General features: G+C 49.2%; 22 protein-coding genes. 6 read left to right on the plus strand and 16 right to left on the minus strand.

Annotated elements, in window-relative coordinates; translation table 11 throughout:
* Positions 1-110 precede the first annotated feature (110 nt).
* A complete protein-coding gene (locus tag KXJ70_RS00725) occupies positions 111-1,625 on the plus strand; it encodes an AbgT family transporter (protein ID WP_219041555.1) in 1,515 nt (504 codons plus the stop codon).
* A 27-nt stretch (positions 1,626-1,652) separates the two neighbouring features.
* On the opposite strand, the gene phoU is transcribed toward KXJ70_RS00725, so the two are convergent.
* The 10 genes from phoU to KXJ70_RS00775 form a co-directional block, all read right to left on the minus strand.
* Complete coding sequence (gene phoU, locus KXJ70_RS00730; RefSeq protein WP_219041556.1) at positions 1,653-2,369, minus strand: phosphate signaling complex protein PhoU; 717 nt, start codon at positions 2,367-2,369, stop codon at positions 1,653-1,655.
* A 61-nt stretch (positions 2,370-2,430) separates the two neighbouring features.
* Positions 2,431-3,231 (minus strand): phosphate ABC transporter ATP-binding protein PstB, encoded by an 801-nt coding sequence (gene pstB, locus KXJ70_RS00735; RefSeq protein WP_255558240.1) that lies wholly within the window; start codon positions 3,229-3,231, stop codon positions 2,431-2,433.
* Between the two features lie 77 nt (positions 3,232-3,308).
* Positions 3,309-5,009: a phosphate ABC transporter permease PstA gene (gene pstA / locus KXJ70_RS00740; protein ID WP_219041557.1), complete on the minus strand. Its 1,701-nt coding sequence runs from the start codon at positions 5,007-5,009 to the stop codon at positions 3,309-3,311.
* A gap of 54 nt (positions 5,010-5,063) precedes the next feature.
* On the minus strand, positions 5,064-7,295 hold the full coding sequence (locus tag KXJ70_RS00745; protein ID WP_219041558.1) for an ABC transporter permease subunit: 2,232 nt from the start codon (positions 7,293-7,295) through the stop codon (positions 5,064-5,066).
* A 126-nt stretch (positions 7,296-7,421) separates the two neighbouring features.
* Positions 7,422-8,390, minus strand: a complete 969-nt coding sequence (locus KXJ70_RS00750) for a PstS family phosphate ABC transporter substrate-binding protein (protein WP_219041559.1) — start codon at positions 8,388-8,390, stop codon at positions 7,422-7,424.
* Positions 8,391-8,485: 95 nt separating this feature from the next.
* Positions 8,486-9,787: a phosphate regulon sensor histidine kinase PhoR gene (gene phoR, locus KXJ70_RS00755; protein ID WP_219041560.1), complete on the minus strand. Its 1,302-nt coding sequence runs from the start codon at positions 9,785-9,787 to the stop codon at positions 8,486-8,488.
* 13 nt (positions 9,788-9,800) lie between these two features.
* Positions 9,801-10,508, minus strand: coding sequence for a phosphate regulon transcriptional regulator PhoB (gene phoB, locus KXJ70_RS00760; RefSeq protein WP_219041561.1), 708 nt, complete (start codon positions 10,506-10,508; stop codon positions 9,801-9,803).
* A gap of 85 nt (positions 10,509-10,593) precedes the next feature.
* Positions 10,594-11,448 carry a formyltetrahydrofolate deformylase gene (purU, locus tag KXJ70_RS00765; protein WP_219041562.1) on the minus strand — a complete coding sequence of 285 codons (855 nt, stop codon included), beginning with the start codon at positions 11,446-11,448 and terminating at the stop codon, positions 10,594-10,596.
* A gap of 9 nt (positions 11,449-11,457) precedes the next feature.
* Positions 11,458-12,306, minus strand: coding sequence for an SPFH domain-containing protein (locus tag KXJ70_RS00770; protein WP_219041563.1), 849 nt, complete (start codon positions 12,304-12,306; stop codon positions 11,458-11,460).
* 44 nt (positions 12,307-12,350) lie between these two features.
* Positions 12,351-12,824, minus strand: a complete 474-nt coding sequence (locus KXJ70_RS00775; protein WP_219041564.1) for an NfeD family protein — start codon at positions 12,822-12,824, stop codon at positions 12,351-12,353.
* 185 nt (positions 12,825-13,009) lie between these two features.
* Between KXJ70_RS00775 and KXJ70_RS00780 the strand changes: the two genes are divergently transcribed.
* The 3 genes from KXJ70_RS00780 to KXJ70_RS00790 all read left to right on the plus strand — a co-directional run bounded on the left by KXJ70_RS00780 (position 13,010) and on the right by KXJ70_RS00790 (position 16,280).
* Positions 13,010-15,145 (plus strand): YgiQ family radical SAM protein, encoded by a 2,136-nt coding sequence (locus KXJ70_RS00780; protein ID WP_255558147.1) that lies wholly within the window; start codon positions 13,010-13,012, stop codon positions 15,143-15,145.
* A gap of 200 nt (positions 15,146-15,345) precedes the next feature.
* Positions 15,346-15,552: a cold-shock protein gene (locus KXJ70_RS00785; RefSeq protein WP_219041566.1), complete on the plus strand. Its 207-nt coding sequence runs from the start codon at positions 15,346-15,348 to the stop codon at positions 15,550-15,552.
* A gap of 164 nt (positions 15,553-15,716) precedes the next feature.
* Complete coding sequence (locus KXJ70_RS00790) at positions 15,717-16,280, plus strand: acyloxyacyl hydrolase (protein ID WP_219041567.1); 564 nt, start codon at positions 15,717-15,719, stop codon at positions 16,278-16,280.
* A gap of 34 nt (positions 16,281-16,314) precedes the next feature.
* Here the strand turns inward: KXJ70_RS00790 and rlmKL are convergent, their stop codons facing one another.
* On the minus strand, positions 16,315-18,492 hold the full coding sequence (rlmKL, locus tag KXJ70_RS00795; RefSeq protein WP_219041568.1) for a bifunctional 23S rRNA (guanine(2069)-N(7))-methyltransferase RlmK/23S rRNA (guanine(2445)-N(2))-methyltransferase RlmL: 2,178 nt from the start codon (positions 18,490-18,492) through the stop codon (positions 16,315-16,317).
* Positions 18,493-18,742: 250 nt separating this feature from the next.
* On the opposite strand from rlmKL, the gene rmf reads away from it, so the two are divergent.
* Positions 18,743-18,946, plus strand: coding sequence for a ribosome modulation factor (rmf, locus tag KXJ70_RS00800; RefSeq protein ID WP_219041569.1), 204 nt, complete (start codon positions 18,743-18,745; stop codon positions 18,944-18,946).
* A gap of 101 nt (positions 18,947-19,047) precedes the next feature.
* Here the strand turns inward: rmf and rluB are convergent, their stop codons facing one another.
* The 5 genes from rluB to KXJ70_RS00825 all read right to left on the minus strand — a co-directional run bounded on the left by rluB (position 19,048) and on the right by KXJ70_RS00825 (position 23,096).
* A complete protein-coding gene (gene rluB / locus KXJ70_RS00805; RefSeq protein WP_219041570.1) occupies positions 19,048-19,839 on the minus strand; it encodes a 23S rRNA pseudouridine(2605) synthase RluB in 792 nt (263 codons plus the stop codon).
* Entirely contained in the window at positions 19,839-20,594 is a 756-nt protein-coding gene (gene scpB, locus KXJ70_RS00810; RefSeq protein ID WP_255558148.1) for an SMC-Scp complex subunit ScpB, read from the minus strand. The genes rluB and scpB overlap by 1 nt, the downstream gene beginning before the upstream one ends.
* Positions 20,591-21,412 carry a segregation and condensation protein A gene (locus tag KXJ70_RS00815; protein ID WP_295877668.1) on the minus strand — a complete coding sequence of 274 codons (822 nt, stop codon included), beginning with the start codon at positions 21,410-21,412 and terminating at the stop codon, positions 20,591-20,593. Before KXJ70_RS00815 ends, scpB begins: the two co-directional genes overlap by 4 nt.
* Positions 21,413-21,607: 195 nt before the next feature.
* Positions 21,608-22,237 carry an L-threonylcarbamoyladenylate synthase gene (locus tag KXJ70_RS00820; RefSeq protein WP_219041571.1) on the minus strand — a complete coding sequence of 210 codons (630 nt, stop codon included), beginning with the start codon at positions 22,235-22,237 and terminating at the stop codon, positions 21,608-21,610.
* A gap of 19 nt (positions 22,238-22,256) precedes the next feature.
* Positions 22,257-23,096, minus strand: a complete 840-nt coding sequence (locus KXJ70_RS00825) for a PHP domain-containing protein (protein WP_219041572.1) — start codon at positions 23,094-23,096, stop codon at positions 22,257-22,259.
* Between the two features lie 101 nt (positions 23,097-23,197).
* Here KXJ70_RS00825 and KXJ70_RS00830 point away from each other — a divergent pair, with 101 nt between their 5' ends.
* Complete coding sequence (locus KXJ70_RS00830) at positions 23,198-23,899, plus strand: VC0807 family protein (protein ID WP_219041573.1); 702 nt, start codon at positions 23,198-23,200, stop codon at positions 23,897-23,899.
* Positions 23,900-23,904 lie beyond the last annotated feature (5 nt).

The raw sequence follows: 23,904 nt of genomic DNA on the forward strand, positions 1-23,904 counted from the left end.
GGCTTACGCACACCGCTCGCAGAATAGAATTGTCGACACCTATTGCTGAAAAAATAGCTGCGCTAGCGGTTATACTTACGAATTAAAGGTCTAAGACGCAGGCTTCAAAGATGAATAATGTGGAACAAAGCCCAACTTTAATCCAACGCTGGCTAAATCGGCTTGAGAGAATGGGCAACCGACTCCCCGATCCAGTACTGCTATTCATTTTATTCTGTATCGCCATTATCGGTATTTCGGCCATTGCCGATATGTTCGCAGTCTCCGCCGTTCATCCGGTTAGCCATGACATTATCGCCGCAAAATCTTTACTAAGTGCCGACGGTATAAAGTGGATGGTCAGCAATACCGTCGGTAATTTCATTCATTTCGCGCCGGTCGGTTCAGTTTTGGTGGCGATACTGGGCATTGCGGTCGCGGAAGATTCGGGCCTGCTCGGCCACACACTGCAGCGTTTAACCGCGAATGCCCCACCGCGCAGCCTAAGTAGCTTTATCGTATTCGCAGGGGTGATGTCTAGCATCGGTTTTGATTCTGGCTACGTCGTGCTCATACCATTGGCAGCGCTTATTTTCCGAGCAGCTGGTCGCTCGCCACTGGCGGGTATAGCCGCCGCTTTTGCGGGTGTTTCCGGTGGGTATAGCGCCAACCTGTTACTTGGTCCTGTAGACGCTATTTTGTCGGGCATCAGCACCGAAGCGGTTGCCTTAGTCGCACCGGACCAGCAAGTATTAACCAGCGCCAACTATTATTTTACCTTAGCGTCTACATTATTTATCACCATCACCGGCGCCTGGATTAATGAAACCATAGTCGAGCCAAGACTATCGAAACCCAGCGCTCAGAATGCGCTCGCAGAAGATTCGACAGCTATTGAATCCCCAGCCTTAAAAACCGGCATGCGCAGAGTCGGCCTATTCAGCCTATTTTTTATAGGGTTGCTAGTTTACTTAGTTGTTCCCGACCATGGCATCTTACGAAACCCCGACCCCAACGGTTTGGCCGCTTTACCGCTGTTAAATGGCATCGTGGTTTTTATTGCGCTATACGCGACGATTAGCGGGCTAATATTTGGGTACAGTACCGGTAAATACCAACGTCACCGCGACTGGATTGCCGGTATGGAGACAGGTGTACGCACCTTGGCTGGCTATATGGTATTGATGTTTTTCGCCGCGCAGTTCGTGAACTACTTCAACTGGACCGGCCTGGGCGCCATCTCAGCCATAAATGGTGCAAATTGGCTTGCCGGACTCAGCCTGTCGAAAGCTAGTCTATTAGTTGGTTTTATTATAATCAGCGCGAGCATCAATCTTTTAATTGGCAGTGCTTCAGCAAAATGGGCATTGATGGCACCCATTTTCATTCCGATGTTATATCTATTGGGAGTGGATCCAGAATCAGCACAAATGGCCTATCGCATCGGCGATTCAAGCACCAACATTATCACGCCGTTGATGCCCTATTTTGGTGTTGTTGTTGCCTTCATGCAGCGTCATGACAGTGAAGCCGGAATGGGTACCCTAATCGCCTTGATGCTGCCTTACTCGGTGATATTTCTTATCGGATGGGCCCTGCTGCTCAGTCTTTGGCTCGCCGCAGGTTTACCGCTAGGTCCAGGCTAAAACCTGAACCTAGGCAAAGTGGCTCACTTACTCCTGAACCGTAGCCGCCATTTCATCGATATCGACGTGACGTACGTTGGCGCCTTTCACTAAATAAATAACATGCTCGGCAATATTCCGCGCGTGATCTCCGACTCGTTCTAATGAACGCAAGGCCCACATCACTTGTAAAACAGAGGAAATCGTACGCGGGTCTTCAATCATATACGTCACCAAGCTGCGCATGGCGGTGCCGTATTCTAAATCGACTGCCTTATCTTCCTCAGCGACTTCCAAGGCTAAATCGATGTCAAGGCGCGCGAAGGAATCCAATGCGTTGCGCACCATGCCAGACACATGATCGCCAATGTGTCGGATTTCCAAAACGCTGCGCGGCAAACCACCAAGCTCAGTGAGTTTTATAGCGCTGTCCGCAACCTTGCTGGCCTCATCGCCCATGCGTTCAAGATCGCTTAATATTTTACTGATCGATAATACCAGCCGTAAGTCACTTGCCGCCGGCTGACGACGCGCCAGAATGATGGTGCACTCTTCATCAATCGAGACTTCTAAATTATTAACGATTTTATCGCCCAGTTTTACGTCTGAGGCTAAGCCGGTATCCAAGTTCATAAACGCATTGGTGGCATCGGCAACCTGCTTTTCGACCAAGCCTCCCATTTCTAACATACGCGTTTTTATATCGTCCAGCTCAGTATTAAACTGCTGAGATATATGATGAGTATGCAAATTTTTTTCTTTCATTTTCAATCTCCCAAAATCTAATAGCAAACCTCAAGGCATTACCGAATGAGTCAGAACTGCCTTAACCATAGCGACCGGTAATATAATCTTCGGTTTGCTTGTTACTGGGGTTTGTAAAAAGAATATCCGTGTTATCAAACTCAATTAATTTGCCCATATACATAAACGCCGTATAGTCCGAAACACGCGCCGCTTGCTGCATATTATGAGTAACGATAACGATAGTATATTTGTCTTTCAGCTCGTAAATAAGTTCTTCTATTTTCAGCGTAGAAATAGGGTCAAGGGCCGATGCGGGCTCATCTAGCAATAGCACTTCTGGCTCTACCGCGATGGTACGAGCGATAACGAGGCGCTGTTGCTGCCCACCAGACATACCTAGCGCATTGTCGTGCAGACGATCTTTTACTTCGTCCCACAGTGCGGCACCGCGCAATGAGCGTTCAACCACTTCATCCAGTACCCGCTTTTTATTTATGCCTTGGATGCGCAAACCATACGCCACATTCTCATAAATAGATTTGGGGAAAGGGTTCGGCTTTTGGAACACCATACCAACGCGGCGGCGCAAGGTGGCAACATCTACCCGCTTGTCATAAATATTGGAACCATCTAAGGAAATTCCGCCATCGGTCCGACAAGTATCAACCAAGTCGTTCATGCGATTAAAACAGCGCAGTAACGTAGACTTACCACAACCACTTGGCCCGATGAATGCCGTGACCTTTTTACGCGGAATGACCATATTCACATCAAATAAGGCCTGCTTCTCACCGTAATACAGATCCAGATTATTTACGGTCAAGGTGATGTCTTCATCGTGAATAGATTGTTCCACGCGATTACGTCCAAGCGACTCCATATTAATAGCGTGCGCCTTTACCGTTGATTTGTCACTTGTCATAAAACTCGCCGCCTTATCGTTCAGTTCATTCACGATTACATTTCCAATGATTTGTATTTTTCGCGCAGATGATTACGCAAAGCCACCGCACTTAAATTCAGCAAGGCGATGATAACAACCAACAGCAAGGCCGTGGCATAAACCAGGGGTCTCGCCGCTTCTACATTGGGGCTTTGGAATCCAACATCGTAAATATGAAAACCCAAATGCATAAATTTCTGATCTAAGTGGAAGTAAGGAAAATTGCCATCAACGGGCAGCGATGGCGCTAATTTAACAACCCCTACCAGCATAAGTGGCGCCACTTCACCGGCCGCACGCGCAACCGCAAGTATCAAACCGGTCATCATTGCCGGGCTAGCCATCGGCAACACCACACGCCAAAGCGTTTCGGCTTTCGTCGCGCCCAACGCTAAGCTACCTTCACGCAAATTGCGAGGGATACGCGCCAAGCCCTCTTCCGTCGCCACGATAACAACCGGCAACGTTAGCAGCGCCAAGGTCACTGATGCCCACAATAACCCCGGTGTGCCGAAGGTTGGCGCAGGCAATGCTTCAGCAAAAAGGGCTTTGTCCATCTCCGCACCAAGGAAATAGATGAAGAAACCCAAACCAAACACACCGTAAACAATAGACGGTACACCAGCCAAATTATTTACTGCGATGCGCACGATACGAGTCATCAGGCCCTGTTTGGCGTATTCACGTAAATATACTGCCGCCACAACACCAAACGGCGTCACCAATACCGACATAATCAGCACCATAATGACGGTTCCAAAAATGGCGGGGAAAATACCACCTTCGGTGTTGGCCTCCCTCGGCTCATCTGTTAAAAACTCACCAAATTTCGCAAAATAGAAGCCCACCTTCTGAATAAGATTCATGTTATTAGGCTGATATGCTTTCACTACCGTCGAAATACGCTGCTCTTTAACTTGCCCCCCCGCCGTTTTCATCGTGAAGGTATCGCGGTGCCATTGTTTATAGAGATCAGCAAGCTGGCCCTGCAACACTTTATACTCAACATCTAACTCGGCGCGCTCGGCCGCGATATCTGCCTGCATTTGTTGGCGCCGGCTTTCACTTACTGAGCTATCAAGTTCAAGACCACGCTCTTTCAAGCGCATTTTCTCAAGTCGATAATTAATTGCGCCAATGTCTTTCTTTTCTATTCTTTTAATTTCTTCGTGAATATTGTTTGCGCGCGCAATGCGCGCTTGAAATTCATCCCAGGCCTTGCCGTCGTCAATGCTAGCGACGACATTGCCCTGCTCTTTGACATTTTGTAAATAGCCATAAAAATTCCCCCACTCAAGCCGTTCTATAACAACAGCATCAGCTGGGTAACTTATCTCAGACAAATAGCGCGTGATTACCCATTTAAAATCTGCACCAGTGACGTCACGATTACCTAACTTAACTAGTTGGCGATCAACAAATGCATCATCGGTGTCAATGTTAAAACCCGCACTCAGCAGCTGCTCTATAGGTACTGCTTCAGATTCCACCTGCTCAGCTAAAACCGGCGTAGCCTGCTCGCTGGGAAGTGTATATTGAGCCTGCATTACTGACGCGGGCCAAAAATGACCAAAACCACGAACAGCTAACAGCAAAAGCAAGCCGATAACAGCCAAGGTACTGACGGTTACCGCCGACGCATTGAGCCAAATCATAGGCTCGCCGCGCTTACACCACTCTATAAAGCCTTGCTTGTTATCATCGTGCAATGACATGACTTAACATCCCGTAATTCTTAGTCTGGCGCATCAGTAAATTCAGTAAACACATCATAGGTTTCCGTAGCGCATACGCAGGCGCTGACGCACGGTTTCGGCCACGGTATTCACTGCGAAAGTAAACATAAACAGCACAAAGGCCGCTAAAAACAGCACGCGATAGTGCGAGCTATCCACCTCGGTCTCACCGATCTCTACCGCGATATTCGCCGCTAAGGTACGCATACCCTCAAATATATTGGCATCCATAATGGGCGTATTTCCTGTGGCCATCAGGACAATCATCGTTTCGCCAACGGCGCGCCCCATACCAATCATTAGCGCCGAGAATATCCCTGGGCTGGCGGTGGGCATTACCACACCAACTAAGCTTTGCCACGGCGTTGCCCCCAAAGCTAGTGATCCATAGCTTAGATGTTTGGGTACAGAAAAAATGGCGTCTTCGGCGATCGAGAAAATGGTAGGGATAACCGCAAACCCCATGGCGATACCGACAACTAGGGCATTTCGCTGATCGAAGGACACACCGATATCATTTGTTAACCACGACCGCATATCGCCATTAAAAAACCATCGCTCCATGGGGGCGCTCATCTCGACGCAGCCCATTACAACAAGGAGTACGACGGGCACAAGCAATAGCGAATGCCAACCGTCAGGGACATGGCGCCGAAACGTAGATGGCAATTTCGACCACGACCAAGCGAATAACAAAATACCAACCGGAAGTAGCAGGAATAATGAAAAAACCGCCGGTAAATTTTTCTCAATGAACGGTGCCAACCAAAGTCCCGCTAAGAATCCAAGAATGACGGTTGGCAAGGCTTCCATTAACTCAATTAGCGGTTTGGTTTTTCTGCGCAGCGCGGGCGCCATAAAATAAGCGGTGTAAATAGCGCCGCATATCGCCAGCGGTGCAGCAATTAGCATGGCGTAGAAAGCGGCTTTTAAAGTTCCGAAAGCCAAGGGTGCAAAACTGTACTTCGGCTCAAAATCATTACTCGATGCCGACGACTGCCACACATAATCCGGTTCGGGGTAACTTTCATACCACACCTTGCTCCACAGGGCTGTCCATGACAACTCAGGGTGTTCATTGTGCAGGTCAAAACTGGCGAGTCCGCCATTGCTATTTTCTACTAATATTTTATTTGCACGGGGTGAGATTGCCAGGGCACGCACACTGCCTACATCAAGATCTTTTCTCAGTAAACGGCGATGTGAGGTAGTGTAAAATAAATCTAACTGGCCCTGTGGCGATATGCTTACAAACCCTTTTCGACGATGTTCCGTCACCAAAGCGGCGCTGCCACCATCGGGTATTTCAAAACTCCGAACCGGCTGTAATTTATAACCAGATTCACGCTCTTTGTCGCGGACGACAAACCACTGCCCAACCGAACCGTGATCACTGGCGACTAATAGGGAAATGCCTCCCAGTAAAAACCGCGCTTGGCTCAGCTTGCCGTTGTCGAATAAATACCCACGATCTGTAACGACCTGTTTGCGAAGATCAATTAAACGAAAACCGCCATCAGCGGCCAATACATAAAGCCATTGCTGGGCAGGACCAATTAAGACGCGACTGGGCACAATATCTAATTTAGGCAGCAATAGTTCTTCTTCACTGAGGGTGACTTCCTCACTGAGAAAATCTTCCTCTTTCACCCAACGGCGGCCAAATAATGTTCCCTTGCTAATACCTATAATAATAAGCGCATCATCATTATCACTTATACCGAGCTGTTCAATCGGCATGTCTTCTGCCAGTAAAAACGCCTGCTCACCATAGGGGTAGCGTAACACCGGTGTAATAACGCGCTGATCATTGGGGTAGCTGGTTCGATAATCATGTTTGGCAATGAGCACTTTTCCGTCGCTCAAACCCAAAGCAAATAAACGACTCTCCTCAGATTCAAGTGCAAAACTGAGAATTCCCGCTCCCTGCAATGGTAAATCTGAGGCTGACGACACGCTGCCGTCGCTGAGCTGGAAGAACTCTGCATAACCCTTAGAATCCAAACGGAAACCTATTTCCGCCTGCTCTTCCATAGCAAGATATAGGGCTGGCGATTCGCTAGCCGTTGCGAATTGCGAGTCCGCCTTTATAGACGCCGATTGAAACAGCGGCATAATTTCATATAGTAGATAGAAAAAGATAAGGAGGATGGCGAACAGCACACCGATGCCGCCAGCGGTGATCGTCGTCGTAGCGATTCCGTCTTTTACTTGTCGCCATTTACGGTAGGCGGAAGCGGTAGCTCGTACCTCAGATTGACTCATTTCTTCTAGCTCTCTGAAAACTCACAAACACAATATGACACTTTTGTTACAGTTTGATGACGGAGGCTTTTCAAAAAAAATGCCGCGGGTATTCCTACGGCATTTATGCTGATCACTCCATCATTGCTAGAGCGCCATCTTCGCCTTAATTTTCTCTACGACACTCGCTGGGAGCGGTATATAGCCATCTTTTACGACGACTTCTTGACCTTGCTTAGACAGAACCAGTTTCAGGAACTCACGCTCCAAAGGAGCAAGTGGCTTATTCGGTGCTTTGTTTAAATAGACATACAAAAAACGAGACAGTGGATAGGTGCCAGATGTAGCATTTTCTGAATTCGCTTCGACAAACCCGCTCTTGTCATCTTTCGCTAAGGGCACTGTGCGCACGCTAGAGGTTTTATAACCAATTCCAGAGTAACCGATGCCGTTAACTGATGTAGAAACCGATTGCACCACGGAAGCTGATCCTGGTTGCTCGTTCACACCATTTTTAAAATCACCCTTACACAGCGCAGCCTCTTTAAAGTACCCGTAGGTACCCGATACCGAGTTACGGCCGAACATTTGAATATCGCGAGTCGCCCATGCGTCGCCCATCCCCAGTGCGCCCCAGGTCTCTACGTTATCGGGGTGACCACACTTATGCGTGCTAGAAAAAACCGCATCTACCTGCGCCATGGTCATGCCTTCAATCGGATTATCTTTGTGTACAAAAACGGCTAAAGCATCTATCGCTACCGGAATGGCCATTGGTTTATAGCCGTACTTAATTTCAAACGCCTCAATTTCCTTGTCTTTCATTTTACGGCTCATAGGGCCAATGTTTGAGGTGCCTTCTGTCAAGGCTGGCGGCGCTGTAGACGAGCCCGCAGCTTGGATTTGAATATTGACGTTGGGGTAGAAACGTTTGAAATCTTCGCCCCATAATGTCATCAAGTTGGCCAGCGTGTCTGAACCAACGCTGGACAGGTTGCCCGAGACACCGGACGCACTTTGGTATGTCGGCAACGCCGAATCAACTTCAGTTGCGGCTATAGCCACTACTGAAGACAAGGCAACAATGGATCCCGCCAAATACTGTTTAATGTTCACGCACCCTACTCCCAAACCAATTAATTACATCAACGCAGCCACTTTATAGGGCAATTATGACAACTTTGTGACAGTCGCTAGGAATAGTGACGACTTTAAGCCGTCTTAATTTGAACCGCGGCGGAACGGGGAAATACACAGGTAAACACACTACCTTTTTCTGGCACACTTCGAATCCGCAGCTCTGCCCGATGGCGAATTAAAACATGCTTAACAATGGCTAAGCCGAGGCCTGTACCGCCAGTGTCCAGCGAGCGACTTTGATCTACGCGATAAAACCGCTCAGTCAATCGCGGTATATATTGGGGCTCTATTCCGATCCCCGTGTCTTCGACCTCGAAGTAAGCGTGGTCATCATCGCGGTACCAGCGCAGGGTTATGGTGTCGTTCTCTGCGGTATACCGAGCGGCATTGATCGCTAAATTAGAAAACGCACTGCGCAACTCATTGGCATTTCCGCGGATTGAAATGGTATCGTCACATTCAATCACAATACGACGCGGGCCCTTTGCCGCTGAACCGCACTCCTCTCTAATCATCTCCATCAAAGACCGCAAGCTTAAAACGGTATCATCGCCGGCTTTGGGAATCGCCTCTAAGCGCGACAACAGCATAAGATCCTGAATAAGCATATGCATGCGACGTGATTGCTGAAGCATCTGGCTTACTGCACGATCCCAGCGTGGGTTCTCGCCGCCGTGTTCTGAAAACGTTTCGAGGTAGCCATTTATCACGGTTAGCGGTGTGCGAAGTTCGTGGGAAACATTGGCAACAAAATCTTTGCGCATTTTTTCCAAGCGGTGGGTTCTGGTGACATCGCGGGCAAAAAGCAATCGATTGCGCTGGCCGAAGAAGTTCACACTAACGCTCAAGCTTAAACTGCCATTCACTGGCGATGTCATCTCAAGCGGTGACTGATAACGCTCCGCTTCAAAATAACGCAAAAAAGCCGGACTTCGAATTAGGTTAATCAGTTGCCGACCGGTGTCGTCTGACTGGCGTAAACCGAGTAAGTCGTGGGCTGAGGCATTACACCATTCAATATTACCCACCGGATCTAGCATCACAACGGCATCTGACATCGATGCGAATGAAGAGTGAAGATAGTCGATCATCGCCTGTAGTTTAGCGTTATTCTGCGTGGTCTCACGCTGCATGTCATAAATGACATCAAAAACCTGCCCCCACATTCCCGATGCCTCCGGAGGCGCTTTATCAACGCCGCTGTAAAGCCAATCTGACAAGTGCTGCAAGTTGCGTAGCAACCAAGCACAAACCAACAGCGCTGCAATAAATAAAGGCCACAAACCCAAATCAAAAATTGCACAAACAGCCGCTACCGCCGTCAGCAGCAGACCAATGCGCAATAATTCCGTTTTCCAATTGTAATAGCGCATTAATTCATGTGCGCTATGCGCAAACACCTGTCGTCGAAAAACGATAACCGGTGCCGCGTACCGTCTGGATCAGCAAACCACAGTCTCGTTGATCAGTTTGCAGGGCTTTGCGGAGGCGACGAATATGCACGTCTACCGTGCGTTCTTCGACGTAGACATTGCTGCCCCAGACTTGGTCAAGTAACTGACCACGGCTGTAGGCACGCTCTTGGTGGGTCATGAAAAACTTAAGTAGTTTAAATTCTGTCGGCCCCATGTCTAAGGGCTGAGTGTCGACAAAAACGCGATGACTGGCAGGATCCAATTTTAAACCGCCGACTTCAATGCTTTCTTCCTGCTCACGAGTAGTAGATCGGCGCATAATCGCCTTAATTCGTGCCATAAGCTCACGGGAGGAGAAGGGTTTGGTAATGTAATCGTCTGCACCGACATCTAAGCCCTGTACACGATTATCTTCATCGTCTTTCGCCGTTAGCATGATAACGAGCAAGTCGCGGGTAAGCTCATCCCGGCGCAAGCGCCGCAACAACTCTATACCGCTTGTGACCGGCATCATCCAGTCTAGCAAGACCAAATCAGGGCGCTGATCAACAATAATACCGTGAGCGTCCTGTGCATTGCTTGCCTCCAGGCACTCGTAGCCGGCAAGTTCCAGCCCAACGCGGATCATTTCCCGTATGGCGGCCTCGTCGTCAACAATCAGTATGGTGGTTGCAGTCATCCCTCTACCCTTTTTTAACAATATTTGTAAGCAGCATTAAAACGACATTTGGTGACAATTTTATGACAGTGCCCGTTTATCTAGATTAATCAAACACTACCGTCTTATTCCCGAGCACTAGCACCCGGTCTTCTAAATGATTTCGCAACGCCCTCGCGAGCACCGACTTTTCGACATCTTTACCCAAGCGAACAAGGTCGTCCTTGCTGTAGCGATGCGACACACGAATAACATCTTGTTCGATTATGGGCCCTTCATCAAGGTGCTCAGTCACGTAATGGCTGGTTGCGCCAATCAGCTTCACACCTCGATCAAACGCTTTCTGGTAAGGGTTTGCGCCAATGAATGACGGCAAAAAGCTATGGTGGATATTGATCATTCGCCCCGTGTAAGCTCGGCAAAATTCAGGTTGAATAATTTGCATATAGCGCGCGAGGACCACGCAATCTGCTTGATACTCACCAGTAAGTTCCATAATGCGCGCGTGTGCCGGCGCCTTGTTTTGAGGATCTATAGCGACGTATTCAAAGGGAATGCCGTGCCACTCCACCATGCTACGCAAATTCTCGTGGTTAGAGATGACACAGGGAATGTCACAATCCAGCTCACCGCTATGCCAGCGGTGTAAAATATCTGCAATACAGTGCGAGGCATGACTCGCCAATATGACAACTTTGCGTTTTACCGACGAATCCACCAACTCCCAGCGCATACCGTATTCGTCTGCGATCGGGGCAAAAGCGGTGCGAACAGCCTCCGCACCCATCTGCAGAGAATCGGCGCGGATTTCATTGCGCATAAAAAACCAATTATTCTCAGCATCAGCATGATAATTAGCCTCCGTAAGCCAGCCGCCCTGATCCGCTACAAACTGACTTACTCGCGCCACAATACCCACCCGATCTGGGCAACTGATTACCAATCGAAATGTATGTTCCATTAAACGTGTTTAAACCTTATTCAGAATTCCGCGTAAAGCCTGGGGCAAATCCGCTGGCAACACGACGGTTTTAGCATTGTTTGACGTTGATAATTTAACCAGCGCATCCGCATATTTTTCACCCAGAAGATACAAAACTGGTAAATCCTGGTCTCCTACCGCTTCCGACACCAGCGTAATTGCAGCGCCGCTGGCCTTAGCCAACACGACCTGCGCCTGCGCATCGCGACGAGATGCCTCCAAGCGACCATCCGCTTCCAGAATCGCCGCCTGTTTTTCACCTTCAGCTTTGGTTACTGCCGCGCGGCGCTGACGCTCAGCGGCGGCCTGTTCTTCCATGGCTTGCTGCATAGTCATCGACGGGTTTATGTCCTGAATCTCAACTGTCTTGAGAGTGATTCCCCAGTCGGCAATATCGTCTGATATCGCGGCTTTGAGCTTGGCTTTGATCTGATCCCGTGATGACAGGGCGGAATCCAAGGCCATTTCACCAACGATTGAACGCAGTGCCGTTTGCACCAGATTCTGAATCGCAAACGTATAGTTTTCCACCCCATAAACCGCTTTTTCGGGTGAGACGATGTTTATATACGCAACAGCGTTTGCAATGATGACCGCATTGTCTTCGGTGATAACCTCCTGCGAAGGAATATCAAGCACTATATCTTTGGTGGTGAGCTTGTAGGCTACCGCATCAATGTAGGGGATAATAAAATTCAAACCGGGATTCAACGTGACATGATACTTACCTAAACGCTGCACAATGTGTTTGTAACCCTGTGGCACGGTGCGAACACCCTTCGCTAAGGTCACCACTACCAAAATCGCCAACGCGACTACCACTGCTAAGCCATCCATCGCCCATCTCCTTTAATGACGTAATACCATTTCCAATAAATTGCTTAGTGCGCCTGCCCTAAAGCCAGTTTTACAATCAGTGAATTGCCGGACACATCCTCAACCGCAACGCGGTCGCCGACAGACACTGGGTCACGGCAGATAAATTCCCATTCGTCGCTGCCCAGTACCGGTATTGAAAACCGCAATGTACCATGACCAAACTCAGACCCTAGCTTTATCACCATCGCCTCTTGTCCTACTACCTGTTCGCGCGACATCCCCGACAAGGTTTTGTTTTTCATCTTGGGATGAACAAACTTAAACCACACCGCCAAGTCGATCACTGACATGATCAACCATACCAGCAACTGAACGCTGAACGGCATCTCAATCGCAGCCAAGATTAGGCCGACCGCAATGGCACTCGCGCCAAACCAGATCATCACGAAACTGGGGATAAAAATCTCACTTGCCACCAGCAACATGCCAAAAACCATCCAGTGCCAATACGCAATATTGGTATTTAACCACTCCATTTTGTACCCCTTTACAAAAGGTCCGCCCGCAAGGCATCTATTTACTAATTATTTATCAAAATATTCAAGCACTTACTGCATGACTTTATATTTCATTGGAAGCTGACTCAGGCCAGCAAGAAACCACATTATCACGTATAATGCGCCTTCATTCAGAATTCTGCGTCCGCACCATGTCATCAGTTATGCAAACACCTAAAGTCATATTTAGCCATCGCCCGTATTGGGCTGAATGTTTTGGCACCGCCAGCTACCTTCCGACCTCGCGCGCGGAGATGGATGCGCTGGGCTGGGACAGCTGCGACATCATCATTGTGACCGGTGACGCCTATGTGGACCATCCAAGTTTTGGCATGGCGGTCATTGGCCGCGTATTAGAAGCACAGGGCTTTCGCGTTGGCATTATTGCCCAACCTGATTGGCAGTCCGCTGAGGCGTTTAAACAACTGGGCCAGCCCAATCTGTTTTTTGGGGTCGCGTCGGGCAATATGGACTCCATGATCAACCGCTACACGGCTGATCGCCGCTTGCGTCATGACGATGCTTACTCACCAAATAACGAAGGCGGCAAAAGACCTGATCGCGCGGTTATCGTCTACTCACAGCGCTGCCGCGAAGCCTATAAAGACACGCCCATTATTATCGGCTCCATAGAGGCCAGCCTCAGGCGTATCGCCCACTACGACTACTGGAGCGACAAAGTTCGACGTTCGGTACTACTCGATTCTCGCGCAGATTTACTGCTGTATGGCAATGCCGAGAGAGCAATAATTGATGTTGCTCACCGGCTAGGCCGCGGTGACCCAATTGATAGCATCACTGACTTGCGCGGCACAGTCTATGTTATTCGAGACATCCCGACAGGCTGGACCGTAATTGACTCTGCGAGCGTAGATCAATTAGGCAAGGTCGACCCCATTACCAGCCCCTACGTCGATACCAGCGCTACCGAGAGCTGCAAAAAGAACGACGATGAAGACGTTGCCAAGGCGCAAGAAGAAGTTCAAGCCGTCCGCATCATTGATCCCTTGCAAGCGCGCAAGGCTGGCACCGATTCAGCAAAAACAGTCATTCGCCTACCGGACTACGAGGTCGTTAAAAATGACCCGGTAAACTACGCCCACGCGGCACGGGTTTTACATCTTGAGACTAATCCCGGCAACGCCCGCGCCCTAGTTCAACGCCATGGCGATCAAGAAGTCTGGCTGAACCCACCGCCGATTCCCTTGACCACAGAAGAACTTGACTGGGTATTTGAACTACCCTACCAGCGTAAACCACACCCGGTGTACGGCAAGGCAAAAATTCCCGCCTACGACATGATTCGATTTTCAGTGAACATCATGCGCGGTTGTTTCGGCGGCTGTAGCTTCTGCTCTATCACTGAGCATGAAGGTCGCATTATCCAAAGTCGCTCCCACGAATCGATCGTCAAAGAAGTTGAAAACATCCGTGATAAAACTCCGGAATTTACCGGCGTCATTTCCGACCTTGGCGGGCCAACTGCAAATATGTGGCGGCTAAATTGCAAGAGCACCGAAATAGAAAGTCGCTGCCGCCGCCTATCCTGCGTGTTTCCCGGCATCTGTAAAAGCCTGAATACCGATCAAACGCCATTGATAGATTTATATCGTGACGTGCGCTCACTGGACGGCGTGAAGAAGGTACTAATTGCCTCTGGCCTCCGTTACGACTTAGCGATCGAAACCCCTGAGTACGTGAAGGAATTAGTCACTCACCACGTTGGTGGTTACTTAAAAATAGCGCCCGAACATTCGGAAGACGGCCCGCTTTCTAAAATGATGAAACCGGGTATGGGTAGCTATGACAAGTTCAAAGCAATGTTCGATAAATATTCAAAACAAGCGGGCAAGGAACAATATTTAATTCCCTACTTCATCGCGGCTCATCCCGGCACCACCGACAAAGACATGATGAACCTGGCGATGTGGTTAAAAAGCAATGGTTTTAGGGCCGATCAAGTTCAAGCCTTTTACCCGTCGCCAATGGCCAACGCGACTGCCATGTATTACTCCGGCAAAAATCCGCTCAAGAAAGTATCAAGAACCAGCGAAGACGTTGTCAGTGCTAAAGGCTTAAAGCAAAGGCGCTTACACAAAGCCTATCTACGCTATCACGACCCAGAGGGCTGGCCATCGATTCGCGACTCACTGCTCAGCATGGGCCGTAAAGATTTAATCGGCTACGGTAAAAAGCACTTGGTTCCGCCGCGTCAACCCGCTAACTGGACGCCCAAAAATGGCAAAGGTCGCAGAATTCTCACTCAGCACACGGGTTTGCCGCCGAGAAAAACGAAATAAAAAATTCATTTTTTGAGGTGCAAAAGTCTTCCTATCGTGCTTGCGAGTATGTATATAATGGGTCTGCTGGCTACGGATGCAGCTTGGTTTTATGTATATAGCACCACGAAGTCGTTTTTAGTACCTCGTTCTGTTTCATAAGTCCCTGCCTATCTCAGCTCAAGCACCAAAAAAGGCAACCACGCAACGAGGTACACAATATGTCCAGAAGCACTGGAAAAGTAAAATGGTTTAACGAAACTAAAGGCTTTGGTTTTATTGAGCAAGACTCCGGACCAGATGTTTTTGTTCACTTTAGCGCCATTGGCGGTTCGGGCTTTAAAACCCTGGCAGAAGGTCAGGCAGTCGAGTTTGACGTGACGACTGGCCAGAAAGGCCCTCAAGCAGCAAACGTAACACTTCTCTGATTTATCTAGGGCGCCGCAATTGCAGCGCCCTTTTTCTTCCCAGCTATTCCCCAAGCGAAGCCGGTAATATACCGAATTAGCGATCGCCGCTCTGCCGTGGCAGGTGGTAAACATTGGAAAGTTGAGCACAGCCGTTCACGCTATTTATTTCAGGGAAAATAACAATGACCGCAATGCATTTCACTCGCACTCTCTGCTTAACATCGGCAGCTTTATTAATGAGTCTTGGCGCCCACGCTGAATCTTCGACACCTAATATGCTACCGAAACACATCGTATTTTTGGGTGGTTTAGCCCACAACAAGGGTCCAATCGCCAGTGAAACCGAAGATGGGCCCGACGTAAACATTGCCTATCATCATTTGCTGAAACGCTTCGATAATTCTGGCCTTTACGCACATGGCGGCGCTGTCATCAACTTATCAGATGGCACCAGCTACGCCTATATTGGCGGCACTGGACGACTCGCCTTCGGTGCCTCCCCTGTGTATGGAGAGATCGGTGTCGGCTTCGCAGTACACGATGGTGATTTGGAAAAGAAATCGAATAACAAACGCGAGCTGGGATCGCGAGAACTATTCCGATTTGAAATAAGCCTGGGCTACCAAATAAGCGATGCGATATCAGCCAGCTTATTCATGGATCACATATCTAACGGCAGCATTCTCAATAACGACGACAACCGTGGGCTCGACACCTACGGTCTGCGAATAGGCTATAGCTACTAAATTTTGCCGTCATTATTGAAGAAAAACGCCATCCCTAGCGGTGGCGTATATACCAGCAGTAGTGAATCGGTTTACCTGCGCGAGAAAAATCTTCGTCTAAAGACCATCTTGTTTTATCTTCTATTTGATATTTCTCTGCCACGCTTTCGTCGAGACTAAAGTCGCGTTTATTGGTAGAAAATATCAGCAAGCCATCTACTGCTAAGCAGCGCATTGTGTCATCTATCAACTCGCCGTGATCGCGCTGAGTATCGAGCACATCATCCATGCGTTTTGAATTTGAAAATGTAGGCGGGTCTAACAGAACAAGGTCGTATTGATCTTCGCAGCTTTTTAACCACTTTCGACAATCCGCGTGCTCGGTTCTATGCCTAGCCTCGCTGAGGCCATTTAGAGATAAATTACGCCTCGCCCACTGCAAATAGGTTCGCGACATATCCACCGACGTAGTAAAGCGCGCACCGCCGATACCCGCCTGCACGGATGCAACGCCGGTGTAGCTGAATAAATTTAAAAACCGCTTTCCCTTTGCGCGCGCGGCAATATCTAAACGAACCGGACGATGATCTAGAAAAAGTCCCGTATCCAGATAATCAAACAGATTAACCAGAATTTTAGCCTGCCCCTCTCTCAATTCCATAAAAGAATTTCGTGGTGCCTGCCGCTGGTACTGATCTTTGCCGCGTTGCCGCCTGCGCTCTTTAATAGCGATATTACCAGCGGAAACAGAAAATACTTGGCTTACCGCTTCGATGACTTCCCGCAATCTGCGCTCAGCATCTTCTTCTGAAATAGTCACCGGAGCCATATACTCGGCGATATGCACTGCGCTGCCGTAACAATCTACCGCCACCGCGTACTCGGGCATGTCGGCGTCGTAAACTCGGTAGCATTCAATCTCGTTTTTGTTTTTCCACTTACTTAAACGCTTAATGTTTTTCCGAAGACGATTCGCAAACATCTGGCCGCCGGCGGTCAACTGCACATCCGACGCCGCGTTTTTATCCTGCAGCTGCGCCTGATCGCGCTCAACGACAAATGCCTCAGAGTTAATATTAAATAATAATAACTTCGCTGGGATGGTGCCGTTTAAAAGCTGATATTGCTTATGGCTTCTCACGCCCATACGCTTACCTAGATCCGGATTCCCGGTAAATATCGCCGCTTGCCAGCCTGTAAAATGGGCTTTCATCGCTTGACCAAGATGACGGTATAAATGCAGCAACTCCGCCTGTTCCCCTAAGCGTTCACCGTAAGGCGGGTTGGTAATGAGCAAACCTTCAGGCACGGTTCTGTGAGTCGGCATTGCTAATTGCGCGAGCTCACGACGAGATACTTTTACAAAGCGACTTAACCCCGCATTGTCGATATTCTCCTCCGCTTGGGCGACAACTTTGCCGTTGGCGTCGTAGCCGCGAATTTCCGGCCAGTCTTTAGCCATCGCCTTACTGCGCAATGCGCGCGCCTCTTCCAAGAGACTATCCCATGCGATTTGGTCGTGGCCACGCCAGCCGGTAAACCCCCAGCGGCTTCGCAACAAACCCGGCGCAATCTGCATCGCCATCATCGCCGCCTCAATCAGCAGGGTGCCTGATCCACACATCGGATCAATTAAGCCACCCCCTCGGCTAGCCATACCCGGCCAGTCGGCACGCAACAATAATGCCGCGGCCAAATTTTCTTTTAACGGCGCCATAGCGCCACTGCTGCGGTAGGCGCGGCGGTGCAGACTCTCCCCCGATAAATCGATTGCTACGGTGATATAGCCCTTGCGCAAGCGCACATTGACTCGCACATCGGGGTTTTCTTTGTCAACACTTGGGCGCTGCGTCCCGCTAGCCAAAAAATAATCGACTATGGCGTCTTTGCTTTTTAAAGCACCAAAATGCGTGTTGCGGATATCATTAGACTGGCCATTAAAGTCGACAGTAATTTTGCTATCTGTAGATAAATGCTCATCCCACTTTAGATTTTTTAAGCCGTCATACAGTGCATCCGCGCTTTCGCCGCGAAATTCAGTCAAGACCAGTAACACACGGTTGGCCAAGCGCGACCACAAGCAAATTCGGTAAGCTGTCGCGACATCCGCGCTAAAACTCATCGCACCGACGGTCTCGCGATTGAGCTCTGCCCCCAAGGCAGAGATTTCTGAAGCCAAAAGTTGCTCCAAACCCTTTGGGCAAGTAGCAATAAAAGAATATCTTTGACTCATAAAACCTCTAATGGGTGCTAGTGATAGAAAAATTCAACTTACTTAACAACAACTTAATTCTTTATACGTCTTACATCTAAAACCAGCAATACTTATAAGTAATAGGTCTTCGACGAAGCATATGAAAGTTTGATTACATGAAGATCCTGTCGCGATCAAACGCATCGCGATGGTGACAGAAAACCGGCTGTTGCGCGAACAAGCAATACCGTAGCGACATGTTGACTAAATACGTGGAGGCTAATGCCCTATGAGAAGACAGAAACGCGACATGACTGAAAGAGCATATCAACGTGGTTATCAAGCAGGCATTTCCGGCAGGCAAAAAGACAATTGTCCCCATAATCAAGAGCAACTTAAACAGGAGTGGATGACAGGCTGGCGAGAGGGACGCACCGATCATTGGGATGGTATTGATACCGCCACCGCTCTGGAAAAACAGGCGTTTCATTAATCAAACACTATCGATAAAAGGCCCTCAGGGCCTTTTTTTATTCCCGCTCAAATGCCTAGCTTATACTGCCCATCAGCATCTAAAACTGATCAAAACGTTAATTAACGCGTTCTCCGTCCCCGCCCGCCGGCAGGCGTATCAGTAACTGGCATCGCCAATTCTGCCATGCCGTAGACATTGGCAATTTCTTTCTCATCTAACTCTATCCACTGCCCCACTTTAACTTTAGAGGGAATGAATACCGAACCGTAACGCACGCGCTTTAAGCGATTAACCTGTAATTCCTGGGATTCCCAAAGGCGCCGAACCTCGCGGTTGCGACCTTCCATAATGACCACGTAATACCAGTGATTAATGCCTTCTCCGCCACCGTCGACGATATCGCTAAAGCGCGCGACACCGTCTTCCAGTTGCACACCCTCTGTTAAGCGCTTCAACACGTCTTCTGTCGCATTGCCCATCACCCGACACAGGTACTCGCGCTCAATGGTTGTTGACGGGTGCATTAGTTTATTCGCGAGATCGCCATCGGTTGTAAACAATAGCAGGCCGGTGGTATTGAAATCTAAACGCCCAACCGATATCCAGCGCTCACCTTGTAATCGCGGTAAACGATCAAATACCGAGCGTCTTCCCTCGGGATCCTTGCGACTACAGATCTCGCCCTCAGGCTTGTTGTACAGCAATACCCGCGGTTTTGCCGCAGCAGTATCGAGACGCAAAGGCTTACCATCTACTTGTATTTTGACTGCCGCGTCTACGCGGTCCCCCAACGTCGCTACGCGGCCATCGACGAGCACACGGCCTTCGCTAATTACTTTTTCCATTTCCCTGCGTGAACCCAAGCCAGCTCGAGCCAATACTTTCTGCAGTTTTTCGTCGGTTTGTATCATTAAAAGTTGGTCTCGGGTGGGAATTCTTTGTCGTAAACCTCGTCTTCAATCACGTTGCTTTCCGACTCAGCTTCTATTTCAGTATCTATTTCAGTATCTATTTCGGTAACTAGCTCGGACTCTGATTCCGTCTGCGCGTCGGACTCCGCCCTCGTGTCTTCGCCGTTGTTGCTATCTAAAGCAAACTCACCGGTGTGCAGCTCTAACTCACCGTTCATCGTATCGAGATCGGTAATTTCAGCCAGGCTCGGCAATTCATCGAGATTACGCAAATTGAAGTAATCTAAAAATTTACGGGTGGTCGCATACATCGCAGGCCGACCAGGTACATCTTTGTGGCCCACCACGCGCACCCATTCGCGCTCTAACATAGTCTTAATGATTTGCGAACTGACCGCTACACCGCGTATATCTTCAATATCACCGCGGGTGATCGGCTGGCGATAGGCAATCAAAGCCAAGGTTTCTAGCATGGCGCGGGAGTAACGCTGCGGTTTTTCCTCCCACAGGCGACCTACCCAAGGCGCGAGATCTTCACACACCTGAAGGCGGTAGCCACTGGCTACCACTTTAAGCTCATAACCTCGACCAGCGCAGTCCTGACCAATCGCATTCAGCGCATCTTGAATATCGCCCGTGCTCGGCCTTTCGTCGACCTCGAATAATTCGGCGATATGCTGCAGGGATACGGGCCTCCCCACTGCCATTAAGACGGCTTCAATGATTCGTTTTAACTGCGGTAAATCCGGCATCATATAACTTTCGCTTTTACGTGGATTGGCGCGAAGGCCTCTGATTGTACAATTTCTACTAAAGATTCTTTGATCAATTCCATAATCGCCAGAAAAGTTACCACGACGCCTAAACGCCCCTCTTCCGCTTTAAACAAGGTAACAAACGGCACGAAGCTATCCGATCGCAATACGGCTAAGACCTCGGACATACGTTCGCGAGTTGACAGCTTTTCGCGCTGTATTTGGTGGCTTTCAAACAGGTCGGCACGACGCAGTACTTCGCCCAACACAATAAGCAATTCTTTTAGGTCTACATCCGGCTCAGCGCGCACCTTTGACATCGGTGGTGGCTCAATAACAACCGCGTAATTATCACGCCCCATTCGCGGGAGTTGATCGATGTTTTCAGCCGCTTGTTTAAAGCGTTCGTATTCTTGTAAGCGGCGAATCAGCTGCGCACGCGGATCCTCTTCGTCGTCGAGCACGTCCGCCGAACGCGGCAGCAGCATACGCGACTTGATCTCAGCGAGCATGGCCGCCATGAGTAGGTATTCCGACGCCAATTCAAACTGCATCGCGCTCATCATATTCACGTACTGCATATACTGCTGAGTGATCTGCGAGACGTTTATTTCCAGAATATCGAGGTTTTGACGCTTAATAAGATAGAGCAGCAGATCGAGTGGCCCCTCGAACGCCTCTAAAAACACCTCTAGTGCTTCAGGTGGTATATACAAATCTTTGGGAATTTCGGTGAGCGGCTTGCCCTGCACCACCGCGAATGGCATTTCGCCCTGCTGTGGTAATTGCCGAATAGCCTTGAGACTAACAATCTCGATGGCTTGCTGCGCAGCGTCTGGTAAAGGCTCCAGACGACCGAGCAATATGTCAGGCGACACCGAATCCTGTTCAGCCAGCGGCACTGAATCAGGCTGTTCTACGGCGAGCTTTTCTGAAGGTTCATCTTGCACTATTACTGAGATCTCACGATATCATCTACCAAGGGCGCGATTATACGTTGATCTGGGCGCCCGTCACAGCGAATCCTCAAATTGACTCACATCACCCAAACCACGGCGAATAATGACGGGAACATCGTCAACCAAATCGATCACCGAGGTGGCCTCCATGCCGCAGTAACCGCCGTCAATAACAAGGTCTACGAGATTGCCGATGGTATCGCGAATATCGTAGGGATCCGTCATCGGTAGCTCTTCACCGGGCAATATTAAACTCACACTCATCAAGGGCTCGCCGAGCTCCGCCATTAAATCCAAGCAAATCTGATTTGCCGGCACACGCAAACCTACACTTTTACGCTTAGGGTGATGTAAGCGTTTCGGCACCTCTGGCGTCGCCCGCAATATAAACGTATACGGCCCAGGGATATGCGCTTTCAGCAAGCGAAACGCGCTATTGTCGACCTTGGCATAGGTTCCCAGCTCAGAAAGATCGCTGCACATTAAGGTGAAGTTATGCTTTTCATCTAAGCGGCGTATAGATCGCACACGCTCAAGCGCTGATTTATCACCTAATTGACAACCCAGTGCGTAAGCCGAGTCCGTTGGGTAAGCAACCACCCCGCCCCCTCGAATGATATCGGCCGCCTGCTTAATTAAACGAGCTTGCGGGTTTTCTGGATGTATTTGAAAAAATTGTGTCACTGCGCCTACCTTAAAGTACTTATATTGTTGATTCTACATGTTGCCAGCGCGCCCAAACCGGCTTGCACGGCGCCACTATATCGGCATTGCAACCGAGTTCCAGCCAGTTACTGGGCTGGTGAAAATCGCTGCCCGCAGACGCCTCAAAGTCGAATTGAGTGCAGAGCTGACGGAGGTAATTTAAGTCACTAGGCGATGGCCGGCCATTGCAGACCTCCAAGCCTTCACCACCAGCTTCTTTAAAATCTGCCAACATGCGCCGCAGCTTGGCATTGGTCAGCTTGTAGTGCAGTGGATGTGCTAATACCGCCACCCCACCTGCTGATTTTATCCAGTTTATTATGGTTTCAAGTGACGGCCACATCGCCTTAACATCACCCGCTTTGCCCGCACCTAAATATTTATCAAATGCAGTCGCCATTGAATCTACATAACCCTGTGCCACCATAAACCGCGCAAAATCAGGGCGGCCAATGGCGCGTCCATCAGCTAGCGCAGACGCACCTTCAAAGGTATCTTTGAATCCGAGCTTTGCAAGCCGATCACCGATGATTTTAGCTCTCTCGCCACGCGCAGCGCTCTGATCAGACAGCTCTGCCTGTAACCGACTGCAAGTTGTATCTATACCCAAGCCAAGCACATGGATATTAACGCCTGACCACGTACACGATAGCTCTATCCCCGCGATGAGTTTTAATTCTCCAGTGCTGACTTCGCTGATCGCTGTATAGCCGTCAATGGTATCGTGGTCAGTCACCGCCAGTAATTGCACTCCACACTCCTTGGCGCGCAACACCAACTCCGCTGGGCTCAAGCCGCCATCTGAGGCTGTGGTGTGGGTATGTAAATCAACTATCAAGCCAAATATGCTCCGAGGCTAGTGGTCAAAAATTAAAATGGGTATAGTGGGCGGATAATCTTCTCCAACCCTTCTACTGACATTTATCAACGGGATTTCCAATGCCGGACCAGGCAAATACACCTCAGCGTCACAGCGTCATCGTCAATCTTTTGTTCAACATCATTGTCCCAACATTGATACTAACCAAGCTCAGCGGCGATGCATACCTGGGGCCTCGCTATAGTATCGTGATTGCTCTCGCCTTCCCATTAGGTTTTGGCATTTACGACTTCATGAAATCACGTCGCGCCAATGCGTTTGCGATACTTGGCTTTATCAGCGTCTTATTAACAGGCGGTATTAGCCTATTGGAGCTCGACGCCGAATACATCGCCATCAAAGAAGCCAGCATACCGGCAATTATCGGTATCGCCACTTTAGTGTCACTGTATACCCCTTACCCCCTGATCAAAACCTTCCTCTTCAATGACGAAGTTATCTACACTGAAAAAATAAGCAGGGCGCTGAAGGAGCATAACAACGCAAGCATGTTTGACGCGGCACTTCGCAACGCGACCTATTTAGTCGCCTTCTCATTTTTTCTGTCGGCGACGCTCAATTATATTCTCGCCAAAGTACTCTTGGTGAGCCCACCGGGAACAGCTGAATACAGTGCGGAATTAGGAAAAATGACCGGGCTCAGCTTTCCGGTAATCGCGCTGCCTTGTACCTTAGTTATGCTGGGCGCCCTATTCTATTTAGTCAAACAGATCGAAAAATTGACCGCGCTCAGTTTCGACGACATTTTCAGAATACATTAGGATTT

This window comes from Zhongshania aquimaris (assembly GCF_019312595.1).
Classification (GTDB): Bacteria; Pseudomonadota; Gammaproteobacteria; order Pseudomonadales; family Spongiibacteraceae; genus Spongiibacter; species Spongiibacter aquimaris.

Bases quoted from the DNA above. Each gene is read 5' to 3' on its own strand.
- KXJ70_RS00725 (WP_219041555.1), top strand. From the start codon at position 111: ATGAATAATGTGGAACAAAGCCCAACTTTAATCCAACGCTGGCTAAAT.
- phoU (WP_219041556.1), bottom strand. From the start codon at position 2,369: ATGAAAGAAAAAAATTTGCATACTCATCATATATCTCAGCAGTTTAAT.
- pstB (WP_255558240.1), bottom strand. From the start codon at position 3,231: ATGGAGTCGCTTGGACGTAATCGCGTGGAACAATCTATTCACGATGAA.
- pstA (WP_219041557.1), bottom strand. From the start codon at position 5,009: ATGTCATTGCACGATGATAACAAGCAAGGCTTTATAGAGTGGTGTAAG.
- KXJ70_RS00745 (WP_219041558.1), bottom strand. From the start codon at position 7,295: ATGAGTCAATCTGAGGTACGAGCTACCGCTTCCGCCTACCGTAAATGG.
- phoR (WP_219041560.1), bottom strand. From the start codon at position 9,787: ATGCGCTATTACAATTGGAAAACGGAATTATTGCGCATTGGTCTGCTG.
- phoB (WP_219041561.1), bottom strand. From the start codon at position 10,508: ATGACTGCAACCACCATACTGATTGTTGACGACGAGGCCGCCATACGG.
- purU (WP_219041562.1), bottom strand. From the start codon at position 11,448: ATGGAACATACATTTCGATTGGTAATCAGTTGCCCAGATCGGGTGGGT.
- KXJ70_RS00770 (WP_219041563.1), bottom strand. From the start codon at position 12,306: ATGGATGGCTTAGCAGTGGTAGTCGCGTTGGCGATTTTGGTAGTGGTG.
- KXJ70_RS00775 (WP_219041564.1), bottom strand. From the start codon at position 12,824: ATGGAGTGGTTAAATACCAATATTGCGTATTGGCACTGGATGGTTTTT.
- KXJ70_RS00780 (WP_255558147.1), top strand. From the start codon at position 13,010: ATGCAAACACCTAAAGTCATATTTAGCCATCGCCCGTATTGGGCTGAA.
- KXJ70_RS00785 (WP_219041566.1), top strand. From the start codon at position 15,346: ATGTCCAGAAGCACTGGAAAAGTAAAATGGTTTAACGAAACTAAAGGC.
- KXJ70_RS00790 (WP_219041567.1), top strand. From the start codon at position 15,717: ATGACCGCAATGCATTTCACTCGCACTCTCTGCTTAACATCGGCAGCT.
- rlmKL (WP_219041568.1), bottom strand. From the start codon at position 18,492: ATGAGTCAAAGATATTCTTTTATTGCTACTTGCCCAAAGGGTTTGGAG.
- rmf (WP_219041569.1), top strand. From the start codon at position 18,743: ATGAGAAGACAGAAACGCGACATGACTGAAAGAGCATATCAACGTGGT.
- rluB (WP_219041570.1), bottom strand. From the start codon at position 19,839: ATGATACAAACCGACGAAAAACTGCAGAAAGTATTGGCTCGAGCTGGC.
- scpB (WP_255558148.1), bottom strand. From the start codon at position 20,594: ATGATGCCGGATTTACCGCAGTTAAAACGAATCATTGAAGCCGTCTTA.
- KXJ70_RS00830 (WP_219041573.1), top strand. From the start codon at position 23,198: ATGCCGGACCAGGCAAATACACCTCAGCGTCACAGCGTCATCGTCAAT.